The organism is Burkholderia sp. AU45274, assembly GCF_030482505.1.
In the GTDB taxonomy this organism is placed as follows: Bacteria; Pseudomonadota; Gammaproteobacteria; order Burkholderiales; family Burkholderiaceae; genus Burkholderia.
Window position 1 is genome coordinate 67,768 of the sequence record NZ_JAUJQE010000005.1, and the last position, 17,085, is coordinate 84,852.

Genomic DNA, 17,085 nt, shown 5'->3' on the forward strand with positions numbered 1-17,085 from the left:
CCATCCCCTGCGTTCGCCCCGGAGCAACACTTCCACGTTGCCCCAAGCCTCATACCAATCCGGCCCTGCCGACCACCATTCAAAAACCGGCGGACCAAATAAAAAACCCCGCCAACGCGGGGTTTTTGACGTCCTTAGATTCTAATCGATTTCGAATCAGGCGTAGCGGCGCAGGCGCGTCGCAAATTCCTGCAGCGCCTTGATGCCGCTTTGTTCTGCGCGATGGCACCAATCCTGCAATTGCGCGAGAAGCTGTTCGCGCGATGCGGTCGAACGATCCCAGATCGCGGCGAGATCCTGGCGCAGCTGGAAGTAGGTTTGCAGCTTCTGGCTGTTCGCGAAGATTTCCGGCAGCAGCTTCTTCTGCGGCTCGTCGAGGCCGTCGGCGTCCTTGTGGAACCACTTGCGCGCGCCGCGCATCATCTGGTACTTCTCGCCGCCGATTTCCTTCAGGTGCGCGAGCTCCTGGCGGTACGCACGCTTCACGGCCTTGCCGTAGCGCGCCATCACTTCGTAGCGGTTCGACAGCACGGCCTGCAGCGTTTCCTGGTCGAGCACCGTCTTCGGCTTGTTCAGGCGCGGCGTCGGCGCGACCTTCTTCACCTTCGCGAGACCGAACGCCGACATGATGCGGATGTACATCCAGCCGATGTCGAACTCGTACCACTTGTTCGACAGCTTCGCCGACGTCGCGAACGTGTGGTGGTTGTTGTGCAGTTCTTCGCCGCCGATCACGATGCCCCACGGGAACAGGTTCGTGCTCGCGTCGGCCGAGTTGAAGTTGCGATAGCCCCAGAAGTGACCGAAGCCGTTGACGACGCCAGCCGCCCAGAACGGAATCCAGACCATCTGCACGGCCCACACGGTCAGGCCGATCACGCCGAACAGCGCGACGTCGATCACCATCATCAGGCTGATGCCAAGAATCGGGTACTTCGAATAGACATTGCGCTCGACCCAGTCGCTCGGCGTGCCGTGGCCGAACTTGCGCATCGTCTCTTCGTTCTTCGCTTCCGCGCGATACAGCTCGGCGCCTTCGAGGAACACCTTCCAGATGCCGCGCGTCTGCGGGCTGTGCGGATCTTCCTCGGTCTCGCACTTCGCGTGGTGCTTGCGGTGAATCGCGGCCCACTGGCCGGTCAGCATGCCGGTCGTCATCCACAGCCAGAGGCGGAAGAAGTGGCTCGCGATCGGATGCAGCTCAAGCGCGCGGTGCGCCTGGCAGCGGTGCAGGTAGACCGTCACGCCGATGATCGTGACGTGCGTGACGGCGAGCGCGAACAACGCGACCTGCCACCACGAAAAATGCAGGAGCCCGTGGGAAAGAAAATCGAGCAGGGAATTCAACAAGGCAGTTACCTGTGATGAGAGCGACGCCGGCACGCGCCGAGCGTCAGAAAAATGAAAGCATACCGCGTGTAGACCAGAATTTTACTTCAACCGTTCCAAGTCTTTGTAAAAAATGAACATTTTCTTGCCCTGACGCAACAAACCCAGTCCATGGGCGGACTTGGAAGGGCCCGCGATCCGGTTCCGGCCGCGGGGTCAGTACGATTGACGACCGGCGCGCGTCATGCCGCCGGTGCGTGCCCGTCCACGGCGCCGTTGCCGGCCGTCACACCCGTGGCGGGAAAGGCGTCGGGCAACCCGACGACGCGCACTTCGCGCTGCGGGAACGGAATCGAAATCCCGTGCTCGCTGAACAGGCGCCAGATGTTCCGGTTCACGCTCGAACGCACGCCGGACGTGCCTTTCGCCGAATCCTCGATCCAGAAACCGAGCTCCAGGTCGATCCCGTCCGCTCCGAAACTCACCAGATACGGGGTCGGAGCAGGCTCAGCCAGCACGCGCGGCACGCCCTTGGCCGCATCGGCGAGCAGCGTGAGCGCGTGCTCGACGTCACTCGTGTACGCGACCTGCACGGCGACCTTCGCGTAGCCGCGCGTCAGGTACGACGACTGGTTCTGCACGACGTCGGTGATCAGCTTTTCGTTCGGGATCAGCGTCTCGTTGCCGTCGAGGCCGCGCACGACCGTGTAGCGCGTGCGGATCTGCGTGACGACGCCCTGCAGGCCGCCGACGCTGATCGCGTCGCCGAGCCGCAGCGAGCGGTCGAGCAGGATGATGAAGCCCGACACGTAGTTGCTGGCGATCTTCTGCAGCCCGAAACCGAGGCCGACACCCACCGCGCCGCCGAACACGCCGAGCACGGTCACGTCGATGCCGACCAGCGACAGCCCGATCAGGATCGCCGCGAACACGAGCAGCGCGCGGCCGACCCGCGACAGCACGACCTTCAGGTTCGCGTCGAGCGTGCTCGCACGTGTGAGGCGATCCTCGAGCACCGAGCCGAGCCACATCGCGACCATCAGCGTCACGCACACCCACAGCGCGCCGGAGATCACCGACAGCAGCGTGAGATGCGCATTGGCGACGCGGAACTGCACGCTGTCGAGCCAGCCGAGCACGTCACGCTGGATGCCGAGCACGGTCAGCACCATCGCGGCCCACACGACGGTCGACACGATCTTCTCGACGATCGACAGCCATGCATGCGTGTGGCCGTCGCGCGCGAACACGCGCCGCGCAAAGAAGAACAGCACGTAGATCAGCCCGATGCCGAACAGCGGCACGAGCGCGAGCGACAGCAGCGACGTCGACATGAACGGGTCGAACGCGAGTTGCGCGCCGCCCACGAACAGGCCGCCGAACAGCGGGAACAACGCGCGCTTCAGGCTTTGCGCGCCCGCGCCGGGCGCACGTCCGGCCGCCCGGCGGCGCGCGTCGATCCGGCCGTGCACGAAGCGCGCGGCCACCCATGCGAAGCACAGCGCGCCGATGAGGATCGCCGCCTGCCAGATCATCACCGGCTGGTGGAAATCGCGGATGACCAATGCCAGCCGGTGCGACAGCAGGCGGCTCTGCAGATTCTCCATCGTCCGTCCAGCCCGCCGTTACTGCGCAGCGCGCCGTTCGAGCACCGCGGCGAAGAAGCCGTCGGTCGCGTGGCGATGCGGCCACAGCGACAGGTAGTCGCCCGTCTCGAGCTCGATGCGCTGGTCGTCCAGCACCTTCTGCGCCGGCACCAGCACGAACTCGGGATGGTCGGCCAGGAACTGTTCGACGATGCGTTCGTTCTCGGCGTCGAGCACGCTGCAGGTCGCGTAGACGAGCCGGCCGCCCTTCTTCACCAGGCGCGCGGCGCTCGCGAGGATCGACGCCTGCTTCGGCGTCAGCTCGTCGATCGCGGTGCGCGTCTGGCGCCACTTCAGGTCCGGGTTGCGGCGCAGCGTGCCGAGGCCGCTGCACGGCGCATCGACCAGCACGCGGTCGATCTTGCCGGCGAGCCGCTTGATCTTCGCGTCGTGTTCGCTGTCGATCAGCACCGGGTTCACGTTCGACAGCCCGCTGCGCGCGAGGCGCGGCTTCAGCTTCGCCAGGCGCTTCTCCGACACGTCGAACGCGTAGAGGCGCCCGGTCGAGCGCATCATCGCGCCCAGCGCGAGCGTCTTGCCGCCCGCGCCCGCGCAGAAATCGACGACCATCTCGCCGCGGCGCGGCGCGACCAGCGAGCACAGCAGCTGGCTGCCTTCGTCCTGCACCTCGATCGCGCCTTCCTCGAACAGCCTCAGGCGCGTCAGCGCCGGCTTGCCGACCACGCGCACGCCGAACGGTGAAAACGGCGTCGCGCCCGCATCGATGCCTTCCGCGCGCAGCCCGTCGATGACCTGGTCACGGCTGGCCTTCTGCACGTTGGCGCGCAGGTCGAGCGGCGCCGGGTAGTTCAGCGCGGCTGCGAGCTGCGCGAGCTCGTCGGCGTCGAAACGGGCCGACAATGCCTGGTGGATCCAGTCGGGCAGGTTCGTGCGGATGCGCACCGGCAGGCTCGCCGGATCGATCTTCGACACGTGCTCGAGCCATGCGGACTCGGTGTCGGACAGGAACGGCTTCAGCGCATTGCGGCCAGCCGTCTGCATCAGGCCGAGCAGCGTGAGGCGTCGCGCGGGCGTGCCCGTGCCGCTCTCGGCGAGATGCGAAAACTCCATCTTGCGGCGCAGCACCGCGAACACGGCCTCGGCGATCACGCCGCGCTCGGCATGCCCGAGCTTCGGATGCGCGCGGAAGAACCGGCTCGTCGTCGCATCGGCGGGGCCGGCGAACTTCAGCACCTCGGCTAACAAAGTCTCGGTCTGGCCGATCAGGAATCCGTGCAGTTTCATACGCCCTCACTCGTTTCGGTATGCGGTTGATCCGCGAAAATCCAGCGCGCCTCTTCCGGCGCCACCACTGCACGGCCGTTCTCGAGGCGCAGACGCCCCTCGATGAACCAGCGCACCGCGCGCGGATACAGCACATGCTCGACCGTCAGCACACGCTGCGCGAGCGCGGCCGCGTCGTCGCCCGCGCGCACGGGCACCGCGCCCTGCGCGACGATCGCGCCGCTGTCGAGTTCGGGAATGACGAAATGCACGCTCGCGCCATGTAGCGCGACCCCCGCGTCGAGCGCCTGCTGGTGCGTGTGGATGCCCTTGAAGCTCGGCAGCAGCGACGGATGGATGTTCAGCAGCCGGCCTTCGTATCGTCTGACGAATGCGGGCGTGAGAATGCGCATGAAGCCGGCGAGGACCACGAGATCGGGCGCGAATCGGTCGATCTCGGCGGCAAGCGCCGCGTCGAAGCTGTCGCGGCCGTCGAACGACCGGTGGTCGACCACCGCCGTCGCCACCCCGTGCGACGCGGCAAATGCCAGGCCGGCCGCGTCGGGCCGGTTGGCGATCACGGCCGCAACCTCGGCCGGCCAGCGTTCCTGCGCGCACGCGCGGACGATGGCCTCCATGTTGCTGCCGCGACCGGAAATCAGGATCACGAGTTTTTTCATCCGCGAATTTTACCATTCGCCCCCGCGTTTCCCCCCTTCTCGGCCGCCGGCCCGCCCGAACGTTTATAATCTTCTGCTTTGCGGCATCCCACCGCCCATTCCCCCGACGCTGCATCCGCTATCGTGAAAGTCTTCCGCGGCCTGCCCAACGCCGAGAGCCGCGCCCCGTGCGCGCTGACGATCGGCAACTTCGACGGTGTCCATCGCGGCCACCAGGCCCTGCTCGCGCGCGTGCGCGCGGCAGCGGACGCACGCGGCCTGCCCGTGTGCGTGATGACGTTCGAACCGCACCCGCGCGAATTCTTCAATCCGGCCGGCGCGCCGCCGCGCATCGCGATGCTGCGCGACAAGCTCGAGGCGCTGCGCGATCACGGCGTCGACCGCGTGGTCGTCGAGCACTTCAACCACACGTTCGCGAGCCAGTCGCCGCAGGCGTTCGTCGAACGCACGCTGGTGAACGGGCTGCACACGCGCTGGATGATGGTCGGCGACGATTTCTGCTACGGCGCGAAACGCGCGGGCACCTTCGACACGCTGCAGGCAGCCGGCGCGCAGTACGGCTTCGAGGTCGAGCAGATGGGTACGGTGGCCGGCAGCGACGGCACGCGCATCTCGAGTTCGGGCGTGCGCGCCGCGCTCACGGCCGGCGATCTCGATGCGGCCGCGCAGGCGCTCGGCCATGGCTATGCGATCAGCGGCCACGTCGCGCACGGGCTGAAGCTCGGCCGCGACCTCGGCTTCCCGACGCTGAACCTGCCGATCGCACACAAGCGGCCGGCGCTCTCGGGCATCTTCGTCGTGCAGGTGCATGGCCTCGGCCCCGCCCCGCTGCCGGGCGTCGCGAGCCTCGGCCTGCGCCCGACCGTCGACGATTCGGGCCGCGTGCTGCTCGAAGTCCACCTGCTCGACTGGCACGGCGATGCCTATGGCAAGCTCATCCGCGTCGAATTCCTGAAGAAGCTGCGCGACGAGGCGAAATTCGACGATCTCGAGGCGCTGTCGCGCGCGATCGCGCTGGACGTCGCGAATGCGCGTGCGTACTTCATCGAGCGCGACCGTGCGCCGGGCAGCCGCGCCACGGGCTTCGCGACGTCGGCCACCGACCGAATTAGCTGATCCGGACGGCGGCGCCCCGCGCCGCACCCTCGCGCCGCTCCCTTGCGCGCATCCCCGATTCACGACGCTCGCGCGTCCCCCGAGATTGAGATAGCGATTCCATCATGAGCAACAAGAAAGCCGATTCGAAACCGCAGGCCAAGTATCCGGTCAACCTGCTCGACACGCCGTTCCCGATGCGCGGCGACCTGCCCAAGCGCGAGCCGCAGTGGGTCAAGGAATGGGAAGAGCGCGGCATCTACGAGAAGATCCGCGCGGCCAGCGCCGGCCGGCCGAAGTTCATCCTGCATGACGGCCCGCCGTATGCGAACGGCGACATCCACCTCGGCCACGCCGTCAACAAGATCCTGAAGGACATCGTCGTCAAGTCGCGCAACATGGCCGGCTTCGACGCGCCGTACGTGCCGGGCTGGGATTGCCACGGGATGCCGATCGAGATCCAGATCGAGAAGCAGTTCGGCAAGTCGCTGCCGGCGGCCGAAGTGATGAGCAAGGCGCGCACGTACGCGACCGAGCAGATCGAGAAGCAGAAGGTCGGCTTCAAGCGTCTGGGCGTGCTCGGCGACTGGGCCAACCCGTACAAGACGATGAACTTCGTCAACGAGGCGGAAGAGCTCCGCGCGCTCGGCAAGATCATCGAGAAGGGCTACGTGTATCGCGGGCTGAAGCCGGTGAACTGGTGCTTCGACTGCGGCTCGGCGCTCGCGGAAGCGGAAGTCGAGTACAAGGACCGCACCGATCCGACGATCGACGTGATGTTCGCGTTCGCGGAACCGGAAAAGACCGCGCAGGCGTTCGGCCTGCCGGCCCTGCCGCGCGCCGAAGGCGGCATCGTGATCTGGACCACCACGCCGTGGACGATCCCCGCGAACCAGGCGCTGAACCTCCATCCGGAAATCGTCTACGCGCTGGTCGACACCGAGCGCGGTCTGCTGATCATCGCGGAAGAGCGCGTCGAAGCTTGCATGACCGACTTCAAGCTGACCGGCCGCGTCGTGGCGACCGCGCCGGGCGTGAAGCTCGCGGGCCTGCGCTTCCACCACCCGCTCGCGTCGGCTCACCCCGGCTACAAGCGCACCGCGCCCGTGTACCTCGGCGACTACGTGACGACCGACACGGGTACCGGCGTCGTGCACTCGTCGCCCGCGTACGGTATCGAGGACTTCGTGTCGTGCAAGGCGCACGGGATGACCGACTCGGACATCATCAACCCGGTGATGGGCGACGGCCGCTACATCGAATCGCTGCCGCTGTTCGGCGGCCTGTCGATCTGGGACGCGAACCCGAAGGTCGTCGACGCGCTGAACGCGGCCGGCTCGCTGCTGCGCAGCGAGCACTACAAGCACAGCTACATGCACTGCTGGCGCCACAAGACGGCGATCATCTACCGCGCGACGTCGCAGTGGTTCGCCGGCATGGACGTGACGCCGCGCGACGGCGGCAAGACGCTGCGCGAAACCGCGCTGGAAGGCATCGACGCGACCGCGTTCTACCCGTCGTGGGGCAAGCAGCGCCTGTTCAGCATGATCGCGAACCGTCCTGACTGGACGCTGTCGCGCCAGCGCCAGTGGGGCGTGCCGATGGCGTTCTTCGTGCACAAGGAAACCGGCGAGCTGCATCCGCGCACGCTCGAGCTGCTCGAGGAAGTCGCGAAGCGCGTCGAGCAGTCGGGCATCGAGGCGTGGCAGACGCTCGACCCGCGCGAGCTGATCGGCGACGACGCAAACCTGTACGAAAAGAACCGCGACACGCTCGACGTGTGGTTCGATTCGGGCACGACGCACTGGCACGTGCTGCGCGGCTCGCACAAGGATCAGCTGCAGTTCCCGGCCGACCTCTACCTCGAAGGCTCCGACCAGCACCGCGGCTGGTTCCACTCGTCGCTGCTCACGGCGTCGATGATCGACGGCCGCGCGCCGTACAAGGGCCTGCTCACGCACGGCTTCACGGTCGACGGCGAAGGCCGCAAGATGAGCAAGTCGCTCGGCAACGGCATCGACCCGCACGAAGTCGCGAACCGTCTCGGCGCGGAAATCATCCGCCTGTGGATCGCGTCGACCGACTACTCGGGCGAGCTCGCCATCTCCGAGGAAATCCTGAAGCGCGTGACCGAAGGCTATCGCCGCATCCGCAACACGCTGCGTTTCCTGCTCGCGAACCTGTCGGACTTCGACTTCGCGCAGCACGCGGTGCCCGTCGACGAATGGCTCGAGATCGACCGCTATGCGGTCGCGTTCTCGCAGCAGTTGCAGACGGAGCTGCTCGGCCACTACGAGAAGTACGAATTCCACCCGGTCGTCGCGAAGCTGCAGACGTACTGCTCGGAAGATCTCGGCGGCTTCTACCTCGACGTGCTGAAGGACCGCCTGTACACGAGCGCGGCCGATTCGCGCGCACGCCGCTCCGCGCAGACCGCGCTGTACCACCTGACGCACGGCCTGCTGCGCGTGCTCGCGCCGTTCCTGTCGTTCACGGCGGAAGAAGCGTGGAAGGTGTTCCAGCCGGCCAGCGATACGATCTTCACGGAAACCTACTACGCGTATCCGGAAGTCGACGGCTCGGCCGCGCTGATCGAGAAGTGGGCGCTGCTGCGCGAGGTACGCGGCAACGTCACGAAAGCGCTCGAGGAAGCACGCACCGCGAACCGCATCGGTTCGTCGCTGCAGGCCGAAGTCGCGGTGCACGCGAGCGGCGCACGCTACGACGCGCTCACGAGCCTCGGCGACGATCTGAAGTTCGTGCTGATCACGTCGGCCGCGACGGTCGTCAAGGTCGACGACGAAGCACAGGAAAGCGTCGACGTGGCTGCGTCGAAGTACCAGAAGTGCGAGCGCTGCTGGCATTACCGTGAAGATGTCGGCGCGCATGCCGATCATCCGACGCTGTGCGGCCGCTGCTTCTCCAACCTGTTCGAAAACGGCGAAATCCGGAGCGCTGCGTAACTATGGCGAAAACCCTGTCGAAACCGGCCAGCGGCGCGCTTGCGCCCTGGCTCGGCATTTCGCTGATCGTGATCCTGTTCGACCAGCTGTCGAAGATCGCGATCCTGAAGACGTTCGCGTACGGCGCGCAGCACGAGCTGACGTCGTTCTTCAACCTCGTGCTGGTGTACAACCGCGGCGCCGCGTTCGGCTTCCTGTCGACCGCAGGCGGCTGGCAGCGCTGGGCGTTCACCGCGCTCGGCATCGCCGCGACGCTCGTGATCTGCTTCCTGCTGAAGCGTCACGGCCAGCAGCGGCTGTTCAGCCTGTCGCTCGCGATGATCCTCGGCGGCGCCCTCGGCAACGTGATCGACCGGCTCGTCTACGGCCACGTGATCGACTTCCTCGATTTCCATCTCGGCGCCTGGCACTTCCCGGCGTTCAACCTCGCCGATTCCGCGATCACGGTCGGCGCGGTGCTGCTGATCTACGACGAACTGCGTCGCGTGCGCGGCTCGCGCTAAACGCGCATACTCGGCGTCGACGGCCGGCTTCGCGCCGGCCGTTCCGTTTGACCCTTGGAGGCCTGAGTTGGCACACGCAGAACTCGCAGGAAAACACCTCGTTCTCGGCCTGACGGGCGGCATCGCCTGCTACAAGATCGCCGAGCTCACGCGGCTGCTCGTGAAGGCCGGCGCGACCGTGCAGGTCGCGATGACCGAAGCCGCCACCCAGTTCATCACGCCCGTCACGATGCAGGCGCTGTCGGGCCGCCCCGTCTACACGAGCCAGTGGGACGCGCGCGTCGACAACAACATGGCGCACATCGACCTGTCGCGCGAAGCCGATGCGATCGTGATCGCGCCCGCGTCGACGGATTTCCTCGCGAAGCTCGCGCACGGATTCGCGGACGATCTGCTGTCGACGCTATGCGTCGCGCGCGATTGCCCGCTGCTCGTCGTTCCCGCGATGAACCGCCAGATGTGGCAGAACCCGGCCACGCAGCGCAACGCCGCGCAACTGCGCGCGGACGGCGTGTCGGTGCTCGGCCCGGATTCGGGTGCGCAGGCGTGCGGCGAAGTCGGCGACGGCCGCATGCTCGAGCCCGAGGCGATCTACGAAGCGATCGTCGCGCACTTCGCGCCGAAGGTGCTCGCGCACCGGCGCGTGCTGATCACGGCCGGCCCGACGTTCGAACCGCTCGACCCGGTGCGCGGCCTCACGAACCGCTCGAGCGGCAAGATGGGCTTCGCGCTCGCGCGCGCCGCGCAGCAGGCCGGCGCCGACGTGCATCTCGTCGCGGGGCCGGTGGCGCTCGACACGCCGTGGGGCGTCTACCGTCAGGACGTGCAGACGGCGCAGCAGATGTACGACGCGGTCATGCATGCGGTCGCCGATGCCGATATCTTCATCGCGGTGGCTGCCGTCGCCGACTGGCGCGTCGCCCAGCCGGCCGAGCACAAGATGAAGAAGACGGCCGACCGCAAGATGCCCGAGCTCGCGTTCGTCGAGAACCCCGACATCCTCGCGTCGGTCGCGGCGCTGCCCGATCCGCCGTTCTGCGTCGGCTTCGCGGCCGAAAGCGGCGACCTCGACGTGCACGGCGACGAGAAGCGCAAGCGCAAGAACGTGCCGCTGCTGGTCGGCAACCTCGGCCCGCTGACGTTCGGTCGCGACGACAACGAAGTCGTGCTGTTCGAGGCCGCCGGCCTCACGCGCCTGCCGCGCGCACCGAAGGACGAACTCGCGCACACGCTCGTCGCGGAAATCGCGAAGCGCCTGCCCGACAACCGCCTGATCTGATCTCCCGCGCGGCGGCCGTTGCCGCCGCGCCCTTCCCGACTCATCCGACGACCGCATGAAACTCGACCTGAAGATCCTCGACGCGCGCATGCGCGACTACCTGCCCGCCTACGCAACCACCGGCAGCGCGGGCCTCGACCTGCGCGCGTGCCTCGATGCACCGGTCACGCTGCAGCCGGGCGAGACCACGCTCGTGCCGACCGGCCTCGCGATCCATCTCGCCGATCCCGGCTACGCGGCGCTGATCCTGCCGCGCTCGGGGCTCGGCCACAAGCACGGCATCGTGCTCGGCAACCTCGTCGGCCTGATCGATTCCGACTACCAGGGCCAGCTGATGGTCTCGACGTGGAACCGCGGCCAGACCGAGTTCGTGCTGAATCCGTTCGAGCGGCTCGCCCAGCTCGTGATCGTGCCGGTCGTGCAGGCGCAGTTCAACATCGTCGACGACTTCGCGCAAAGCGATCGTGGCGAGGGCGGCTTCGGCAGCACCGGCCGTCACTGAACGACGCAACGAAAAAAGGGGCCGCGGCCCCTTTTTTTCATTCCTTCGCCGTCATTCCTCGACGGGTTGTGCGATCCGCGCGGGCGCCAGGTCGCGCTGCCGCGATTGAGCCACGATCGCATAGATCACCATCGCGACCAGCACGCCGAGCAGCACGGCCGACGAGCCGATCGTGCCGAGCGCGAGGCCGCCCTTCGCCACCGGCTTCGTCAACAGGTCGCCGACCGTCGCGCCGAACGGGCGCGTGAGCACGAACGCGGCCCAGAACAGCAGCACGCCGGAGATCCGCGTGAAATAGTGCGCCAGCACGATCACCGCGAGCAGCCCGCCGATCAGCAGCGCGCCGCCACCGAAGCCGAGCCCTGAACTGTCCGCGAGGAAGTCACCGAGGGCCGTGCCGAGCGTGTTGGAGAACAGGATCGCGATCCAGTACAGCAGCTCGACCTTGCGCGTGCGGATCAGGTCGACCGACAGCGATTCGCCGCTCAGGCGCCACACGGCGAAGATCGCCAGCAGGATCGCGACGAGAATCGACGAGCCGGCCGCATAGCCGAGGCCGAGCGTGCGGTCCATGAAGTCGGACATCGTCGTGCCGGCCGTGCTCGTCGCGACGATCACGGCCCAGTAGATCGCCGGGCGATAGCGTGTCGTCCTGAGCTGCGCGCCCAGCGTCACGAGAAAGAAGCCGAACAGCAGGATGGAGCTCACCGCGTAGCCGACGTTCAGCGTCATCGACAGCAGGTCGCCGCCGGTTTCGCCGAGCGTCGTCGCGCAGATCTTCATGATCCAGAACGCGAGCGTGATTTCGGGAAGTTTGTTCATTCGAACCCCTTTTGCAGGAAAGCGGCGGGCCGGCGCGTGCCGGCCCGCCTTGCAGACAGGATCGAATGTAGTCGCCGCAGGCTTAACGCAACCTTAGCGAACGGGGAATCGGTGCGGGCGGCCGCGCCGTGACCCTCAACGCGCGTGCTGGTGCCGGTAATGCAGCGCGTACGCGAGCGTGAGCAGCACGACGAACACGACGCCGACCACCATCGTCATCCGGAATTCGCGCGTGAACGCGGTCGTGAACAGAATCGCCGCGACGAGGCCCGCGCCGAGCAGGCTGCCGAACGGATGCCCCCACATCCGGAACGCGAGCGCGGGGCCGCGATAGCGCGCACGGAAGCGCAGGTGCGTGACGAAGATCATCAGCCACGTGAACAGTGCGCCGAACATCGCGATCGCCATCATCACGGTGAACGCGGTGTCGGGCGCCAGCGCGACCAGCACGGCCGCAACCGCGACGCCGCTCGTCGAGATCCACAGCGCCGCGCGCGGCACGCCGTTCGTGCCGAGCCGGCCGAACACCGCGGGCGCGAGCCGCGCACGCGACAGGCTGAACATCATCCGTGTCGTCACGTAAAGCTGGCTGTTCATCGCCGACAGCGCCGCGATCAACAGCACGAAGTTGATCACGCCTGCCGCGTACGGCACATGAGTCGCGGCCATCACCTTCACGAACGGGCTTTCGTCGGTGCCGGCCTGCGTCCACGGCACGATCGCGAGCATCAGCGACAGCGTCAGCAGGTAGAACAGCACGAGCCGGAACACGGTCGAACGGAACGCGCGCGTGACCGCGTGCTGCGGATCGCGCGCCTCGCCGGCCGCGATCGCGACGGCTTCGATGCTCATGTAGCTGAAGATCGCGACGATCACCGCGACCCAGGTGCCCCACGGCCCCTTCGGCATGAAGCCGCCGTGCGCGGTGTAGTTCGCGAAACCGACGCCCGATGCGGCCGGCGCCGACCACACGAGATAGGCGCCGAGCACGATGAACACGACGATCGCCGCGATCTTCAGCAGCGAGAACGCGTATTCGACCGTGCCGTACAGCGTGACGCTCGCGAGGTTCACGGCGATCAGCAGCGCGGAGAAGCCGATCACCCAGTACCAGCCGGGCACCGCCGGGAACCAGTACTTCATGAACACGGCGATCGCGCTGATCTCGGTGCCGATCGCGAACACGACCGCGAACCAGTACGCATAGCGCACCAGGAAACCCGCCAGCGGGCCGACATAATGCTCGGCATACGCGCCGAACGAGCCGGCCGTCGGATGGGCGACCGTCATTTCCGCGAGCGCGCCCATCAGCAGCAGCGCGATCAGCGCGCCGATCGCATACGAGACCAGCACGCTCGGGCCGGCGAGCCCGATCGCGAACCCGCTGCCGAGGAACAGCCCCGTGCCGATCGCGCCGCCGATCGCGATCATCGCCATCTGCCCAGACGTCAGCGCGTGGCGCAAACCCTGTTCGCGCGCGACGATGTCGTCGAACGTCCGTTGTTGTTGTGTCACTGCGTTGCCACTCCCCTGCACCACCATCGCGCCGCCGGCGCCAGATAAAACGAAACGGCGCGGAAAACCTCCCGCGCCGTTCGCATGAACTACCCGATTATCGCTTACTCGACTTCGACCGCCTCTTCGTTCGGCTTGTGCGGCGGGTTCCCGAGCTTGTCGAACGACAACTGCACCTTGTCGCCTTCGTCGACGTCGACCGTCACGTGACCGCCGTTCAGCAGCTTGCCGAACAGCAGTTCGTCGGCCAGCGCACGGCGGATCGTGTCCTGGATCAGCCGCTGCATCGGTCGCGCGCCCATCAGCGGATCGAAGCCGTGCTTCGCGAGATGCTTGCGCAACGCGTCGGTGAAGAGCGCGTCGACCTTCTTCTCGTGCAGCTGTTCCTCGAGCTGGATCAGGAACTTGTCGACCACGCGCATGATGATTTCCTCATCGAGCGAGCGGAAGCTGATGATCGAATCCAGGCGGTTGCGGAACTCCGGCGTAAACAGGCGCTTGATGTCGGTCATCTCGTCGCCCGTTTCACGGCGCGTCGTGAAGCCGATGGTCGCCTTCTGCATCGACTCGGCGCCCGCGTTCGTCGTCATGATGATGATGACGTTGCGGAAATCCGCCTTGCGGCCGTTGTTGTCCGTCAGCGTGCCGTGATCCATCACCTGCAGCAGCACGTTGAAGATGTCCGGATGCGCCTTCTCGATTTCGTCGAGCAGCAGCACGCAGTGCGGCTTCTTCGTGACGGCTTCGGTCAGCAGGCCGCCCTGGTCGAACCCGACGTAGCCCGGCGGCGCGCCGATCAGGCGGCTCACCGCGTGACGCTCCATGTATTCCGACATGTCGAAGCGGATCAGCTCGATGCCGAGCGTGAACGCGAGCTGGCGCGCCACTTCGGTCTTGCCGACGCCCGTCGGGCCGGAGAACAGGAACGCGCCGATCGGCTTGTCCATCTTGCCGAGGCCCGCGCGCGCCATCTTGATCGAGGCTGCGAGCGCATCGATCGCCGGATCCTGGCCGAACACGACGCTCTTCAGGTCGCGGTCGAGCGTCTGCAGCTTGCTGCGATCGTCCTGCGATACGCTCTGCGGCGGCACGCGCGCGATCTTCGAGATGATTTCCTCGATCTCGCTCTTGCCGATCGTCTTCTTCTGCTTCGACTTCGGCAGGATGCGCTGGGCCGCGCCCGCTTCGTCGATCACGTCGATCGCCTTGTCCGGCAGGTGACGGTCGGTGATGAAGCGCGCCGACAGTTCGGCCGCGGCCGACAGCGCACCCGACGAATACTTGACGCCGTGATGCTCCTCGAAGCGCGACTTCAGCCCGCGCAGGATCGCGACCGTCTGCTCGACGGTCGGCTCCGTCACGTCGACCTTCTGGAAGCGCCGCGACAGGGCCGCGTCCTTCTCGAAGATGCCGCGATACTCGGTGAACGTGGTCGCGCCGATGCACTTGAGCACGCCCGACGACAGCGCCGGCTTCAGCAGGTTCGACGCATCGAGCGTGCCGCCCGACGCGGCGCCCGCGCCGATCAGCGTGTGGATCTCGTCGATGAACAGGATCGCGTGCGGACGCTCCTTCAGCTCCTTCAGCACCGTCTTCAGACGTTGCTCGAAGTCGCCGCGGTACTTGGTGCCCGCGAGCAACGCGCCCATGTCGAGCGAGTAGACCTGCGCGTTCGCGAGGATGTCCGGCACTTCGCCACGCGTGATGCGATACGCGAGCCCTTCCGCGATCGCGGTCTTGCCGACGCCGGCCTCGCCGACGAGCAGCGGATTGTTCTTGCGGCGGCGGCACAGCACCTGGACCACGCGCTCGACCTCGGGCTCGCGACCGATCAGCGGATCGATGCGGCCGTCCTTCGCCATCTGGTTCAGGTTCTGCGTGAATTGCGCGAGCGGGGTTTCCTTCTGCGCATTCGCGTCTTCGCCTTCCGCGTTCGCGTCGGCCGACTTCGCGGCTTCGCCGTTGTTCGTCTTCGCGATGCCGTGCGAAATGAAGTTCACGACGTCGAGGCGCGTGACGCCCTGCTGCTGCAGGTAGTACACGGCATGCGAATCCTTCTCGCCGAAGATCGCGACCAGCACGTTCGCGCCGGTCACTTCCTTCTTGCCGTTCGACGTCGACTGGACGTGCATGATCGCGCGCTGGATCACGCGCTGGAAACCGAGCGTCGGCTGGGTATCGACATCGTCGGTACCCGGGACGGTAGGTGTGTTGTCGTGGATGAAATTGCGCAGGTTCTGACGCAAGTCCTCGATGTTTGCCGCGCACGCGCGCAACACCTCGGCTGCCGTCGGATTATCCAGCAGAGCCAGCAGCAAATGCTCGACCGTAATGAACTCATGGCGCGCCTGGCGTGCTTCCATGAACGCCATGTGCAGGCTGACTTCCAATTCCTGGGCAATCATGCTTCCTCCATCACGCACTGCAGCGGATGCCCGGCCTGCCGCGCATGGGTAACGACTTGCTCAACCTTGGTCGACGCGATGTCCCGCGTATAGACCCCACAAACCCCTCGCCCTTCGCGATGGACCTTCAGCATGATCTGCGTGGCCGTCTCGCGATCCTTCTTGAAATACTCCTGGACCACCATCACGACGAATTCCATCGGCGTGAAGTCGTCGTTCAGCAGCACCACCTTGTACATCGAAGGCGGCTTGAGCTTCTGCTGCTTGCGTTCCAGGACGGTGCTGTCCTGCTTGTCCGGGATAATCGCCATACACCCATTCTAAACAACTCGGACAGGCCCGCAATCCTGCCATTACCCGACCGACCGGCCGGCGCCCTCCCCGGAATCCCGGAACACGCGATCTTCTTCGCGCCATACGAAAGCCGGCTGCGGTGCCGGCTTTCACGCGTGGCGCGGAACACGAACCGTCAGGGGAACCGCACCGGAACGTCGTGTCCGCATCCAGTATCCCACAAGCCGGGACGACTCGAACGCGTGTCACTCGAGCCTGGTATATGAGCCGATTATGCGGCTTTTCAAGACCTCGCGCTTGGCCGCGTGCTGCCAAGCAAAGCCGGAAAAACCCTGAAAATGGGTTCTTTACAACGTCCCTCTAAACGTCTAAAAATTCCACTTGACACTCCAATAAAGAGCGCCAACAATCAAGCTGGCACTTTTTTCAATTTGCCGGTTGGCAAAATGAAAGAGGCCGAGGTGAGCTTGTGAGGGGGGAACGGCTGCGTTTTTCAGGTCGTTTAGCTTTTCGAGCGTGCTCGTGGTAAGTAGCAGCGACTGTGTGACAGGGGAAGTAGGAAATGGCAACTGGTATCGTTAAGTGGTTCAACGACGCGAAGGGCTTCGGTTTCATCACTCCCGATGAGGGCGGTGAGGATCTGTTTGCGCACTTCTCGGCTATCACCATGAATGGCTTCAAGACGCTGAAGGAAGGCCAGAAGGTGAGCTTTGACGTCGTTCAAGGACCGAAGGGCAAGCAAGCGTCGAACATCCAGGCCGCATAAGGCACCGGATATCAGACGAAGAAACCCGGCGCATGGTTTGCGCCGGGTTTCTTTATTTGAGG

Annotated in this window: 14 protein-coding genes; 6 read left to right on the forward strand and 8 right to left on the reverse strand. The window is 65.9% G+C overall.

What is annotated here, in order from left to right; genetic code table 11:
• Positions 1–156: 156 nt before the first annotated feature.
• The 4 genes from QZM35_RS19365 to purN form a co-directional block, all read right to left on the reverse strand.
• Positions 157–1,350 (reverse strand): acyl-CoA desaturase, encoded by a 1,194-nt coding sequence (locus QZM35_RS19365; RefSeq protein ID WP_089426146.1) that lies wholly within the window; start codon positions 1,348–1,350, stop codon positions 157–159.
• 221 nt (positions 1,351–1,571) lie between these two features.
• Positions 1,572–2,936 carry a mechanosensitive ion channel family protein gene (locus QZM35_RS19370; RefSeq protein ID WP_089431601.1) on the reverse strand — a complete coding sequence of 455 codons (1,365 nt, stop codon included), beginning with the start codon at positions 2,934–2,936 and terminating at the stop codon, positions 1,572–1,574.
• An 18-nt stretch (positions 2,937–2,954) separates the two neighbouring features.
• A complete protein-coding gene (locus QZM35_RS19375; protein ID WP_011352957.1) occupies positions 2,955–4,220 on the reverse strand; it encodes an RsmB/NOP family class I SAM-dependent RNA methyltransferase in 1,266 nt (421 codons plus the stop codon).
• Positions 4,217–4,879, reverse strand: coding sequence for a phosphoribosylglycinamide formyltransferase (gene purN / locus QZM35_RS19380; RefSeq protein WP_039368183.1), 663 nt, complete (start codon positions 4,877–4,879; stop codon positions 4,217–4,219). The genes QZM35_RS19375 and purN overlap by 4 nt, the downstream gene beginning before the upstream one ends.
• Positions 4,880–5,002: 123 nt before the next feature.
• Here purN and QZM35_RS19385 point away from each other — a divergent pair, with 123 nt between their 5' ends.
• The 5 genes from QZM35_RS19385 to dut all read left to right on the forward strand — a co-directional run bounded on the left by QZM35_RS19385 (position 5,003) and on the right by dut (position 11,221).
• On the forward strand, positions 5,003–5,995 hold the full coding sequence (locus QZM35_RS19385) for a bifunctional riboflavin kinase/FAD synthetase (RefSeq protein ID WP_089431602.1): 993 nt from the start codon (positions 5,003–5,005) through the stop codon (positions 5,993–5,995).
• 104 nt (positions 5,996–6,099) lie between these two features.
• Positions 6,100–8,937 (forward strand): isoleucine--tRNA ligase, encoded by a 2,838-nt coding sequence (gene ileS, locus QZM35_RS19390; RefSeq protein WP_089431603.1) that lies wholly within the window; start codon positions 6,100–6,102, stop codon positions 8,935–8,937.
• Positions 8,938–8,939: 2 nt separating this feature from the next.
• The gene (lspA, locus tag QZM35_RS19395) at positions 8,940–9,440 is read left to right on the forward strand and encodes a signal peptidase II (protein WP_069248662.1); all 501 of its coding nucleotides are present in this window, start codon (positions 8,940–8,942) and stop codon (positions 9,438–9,440) included.
• A gap of 67 nt (positions 9,441–9,507) precedes the next feature.
• Positions 9,508–10,719: a bifunctional phosphopantothenoylcysteine decarboxylase/phosphopantothenate--cysteine ligase CoaBC gene (coaBC, locus tag QZM35_RS19400; RefSeq protein WP_089426151.1), complete on the forward strand. Its 1,212-nt coding sequence runs from the start codon at positions 9,508–9,510 to the stop codon at positions 10,717–10,719.
• 55 nt (positions 10,720–10,774) lie between these two features.
• On the forward strand, positions 10,775–11,221 hold the full coding sequence (dut, locus tag QZM35_RS19405) for a dUTP diphosphatase (protein WP_057926079.1): 447 nt from the start codon (positions 10,775–10,777) through the stop codon (positions 11,219–11,221).
• Positions 11,222–11,272: 51 nt separating this feature from the next.
• Here the strand turns inward: dut and QZM35_RS19410 are convergent, their stop codons facing one another.
• From QZM35_RS19410 to clpS, 4 genes are all read right to left on the reverse strand, one after another.
• Positions 11,273–12,043: a hypothetical protein gene (locus tag QZM35_RS19410; protein ID WP_089431604.1), complete on the reverse strand. Its 771-nt coding sequence runs from the start codon at positions 12,041–12,043 to the stop codon at positions 11,273–11,275.
• A 135-nt stretch (positions 12,044–12,178) separates the two neighbouring features.
• Positions 12,179–13,558, reverse strand: a complete 1,380-nt coding sequence (locus QZM35_RS19415) for an amino acid permease (protein WP_089431881.1) — start codon at positions 13,556–13,558, stop codon at positions 12,179–12,181.
• Between the two features lie 104 nt (positions 13,559–13,662).
• Positions 13,663–15,963 (reverse strand): ATP-dependent Clp protease ATP-binding subunit ClpA, encoded by a 2,301-nt coding sequence (clpA, locus tag QZM35_RS19420; protein WP_089426153.1) that lies wholly within the window; start codon positions 15,961–15,963, stop codon positions 13,663–13,665.
• Positions 15,960–16,274, reverse strand: a complete 315-nt coding sequence (clpS, locus tag QZM35_RS19425) for an ATP-dependent Clp protease adapter ClpS (protein ID WP_006398529.1) — start codon at positions 16,272–16,274, stop codon at positions 15,960–15,962. Before clpS ends, clpA begins: the two co-directional genes overlap by 4 nt.
• Positions 16,275–16,819: 545 nt before the next feature.
• On the opposite strand from clpS, the gene QZM35_RS19430 reads away from it, so the two are divergent.
• On the forward strand, positions 16,820–17,023 hold the full coding sequence (locus tag QZM35_RS19430) for a cold-shock protein (protein ID WP_006478030.1): 204 nt from the start codon (positions 16,820–16,822) through the stop codon (positions 17,021–17,023).
• Positions 17,024–17,085 lie beyond the last annotated feature (62 nt).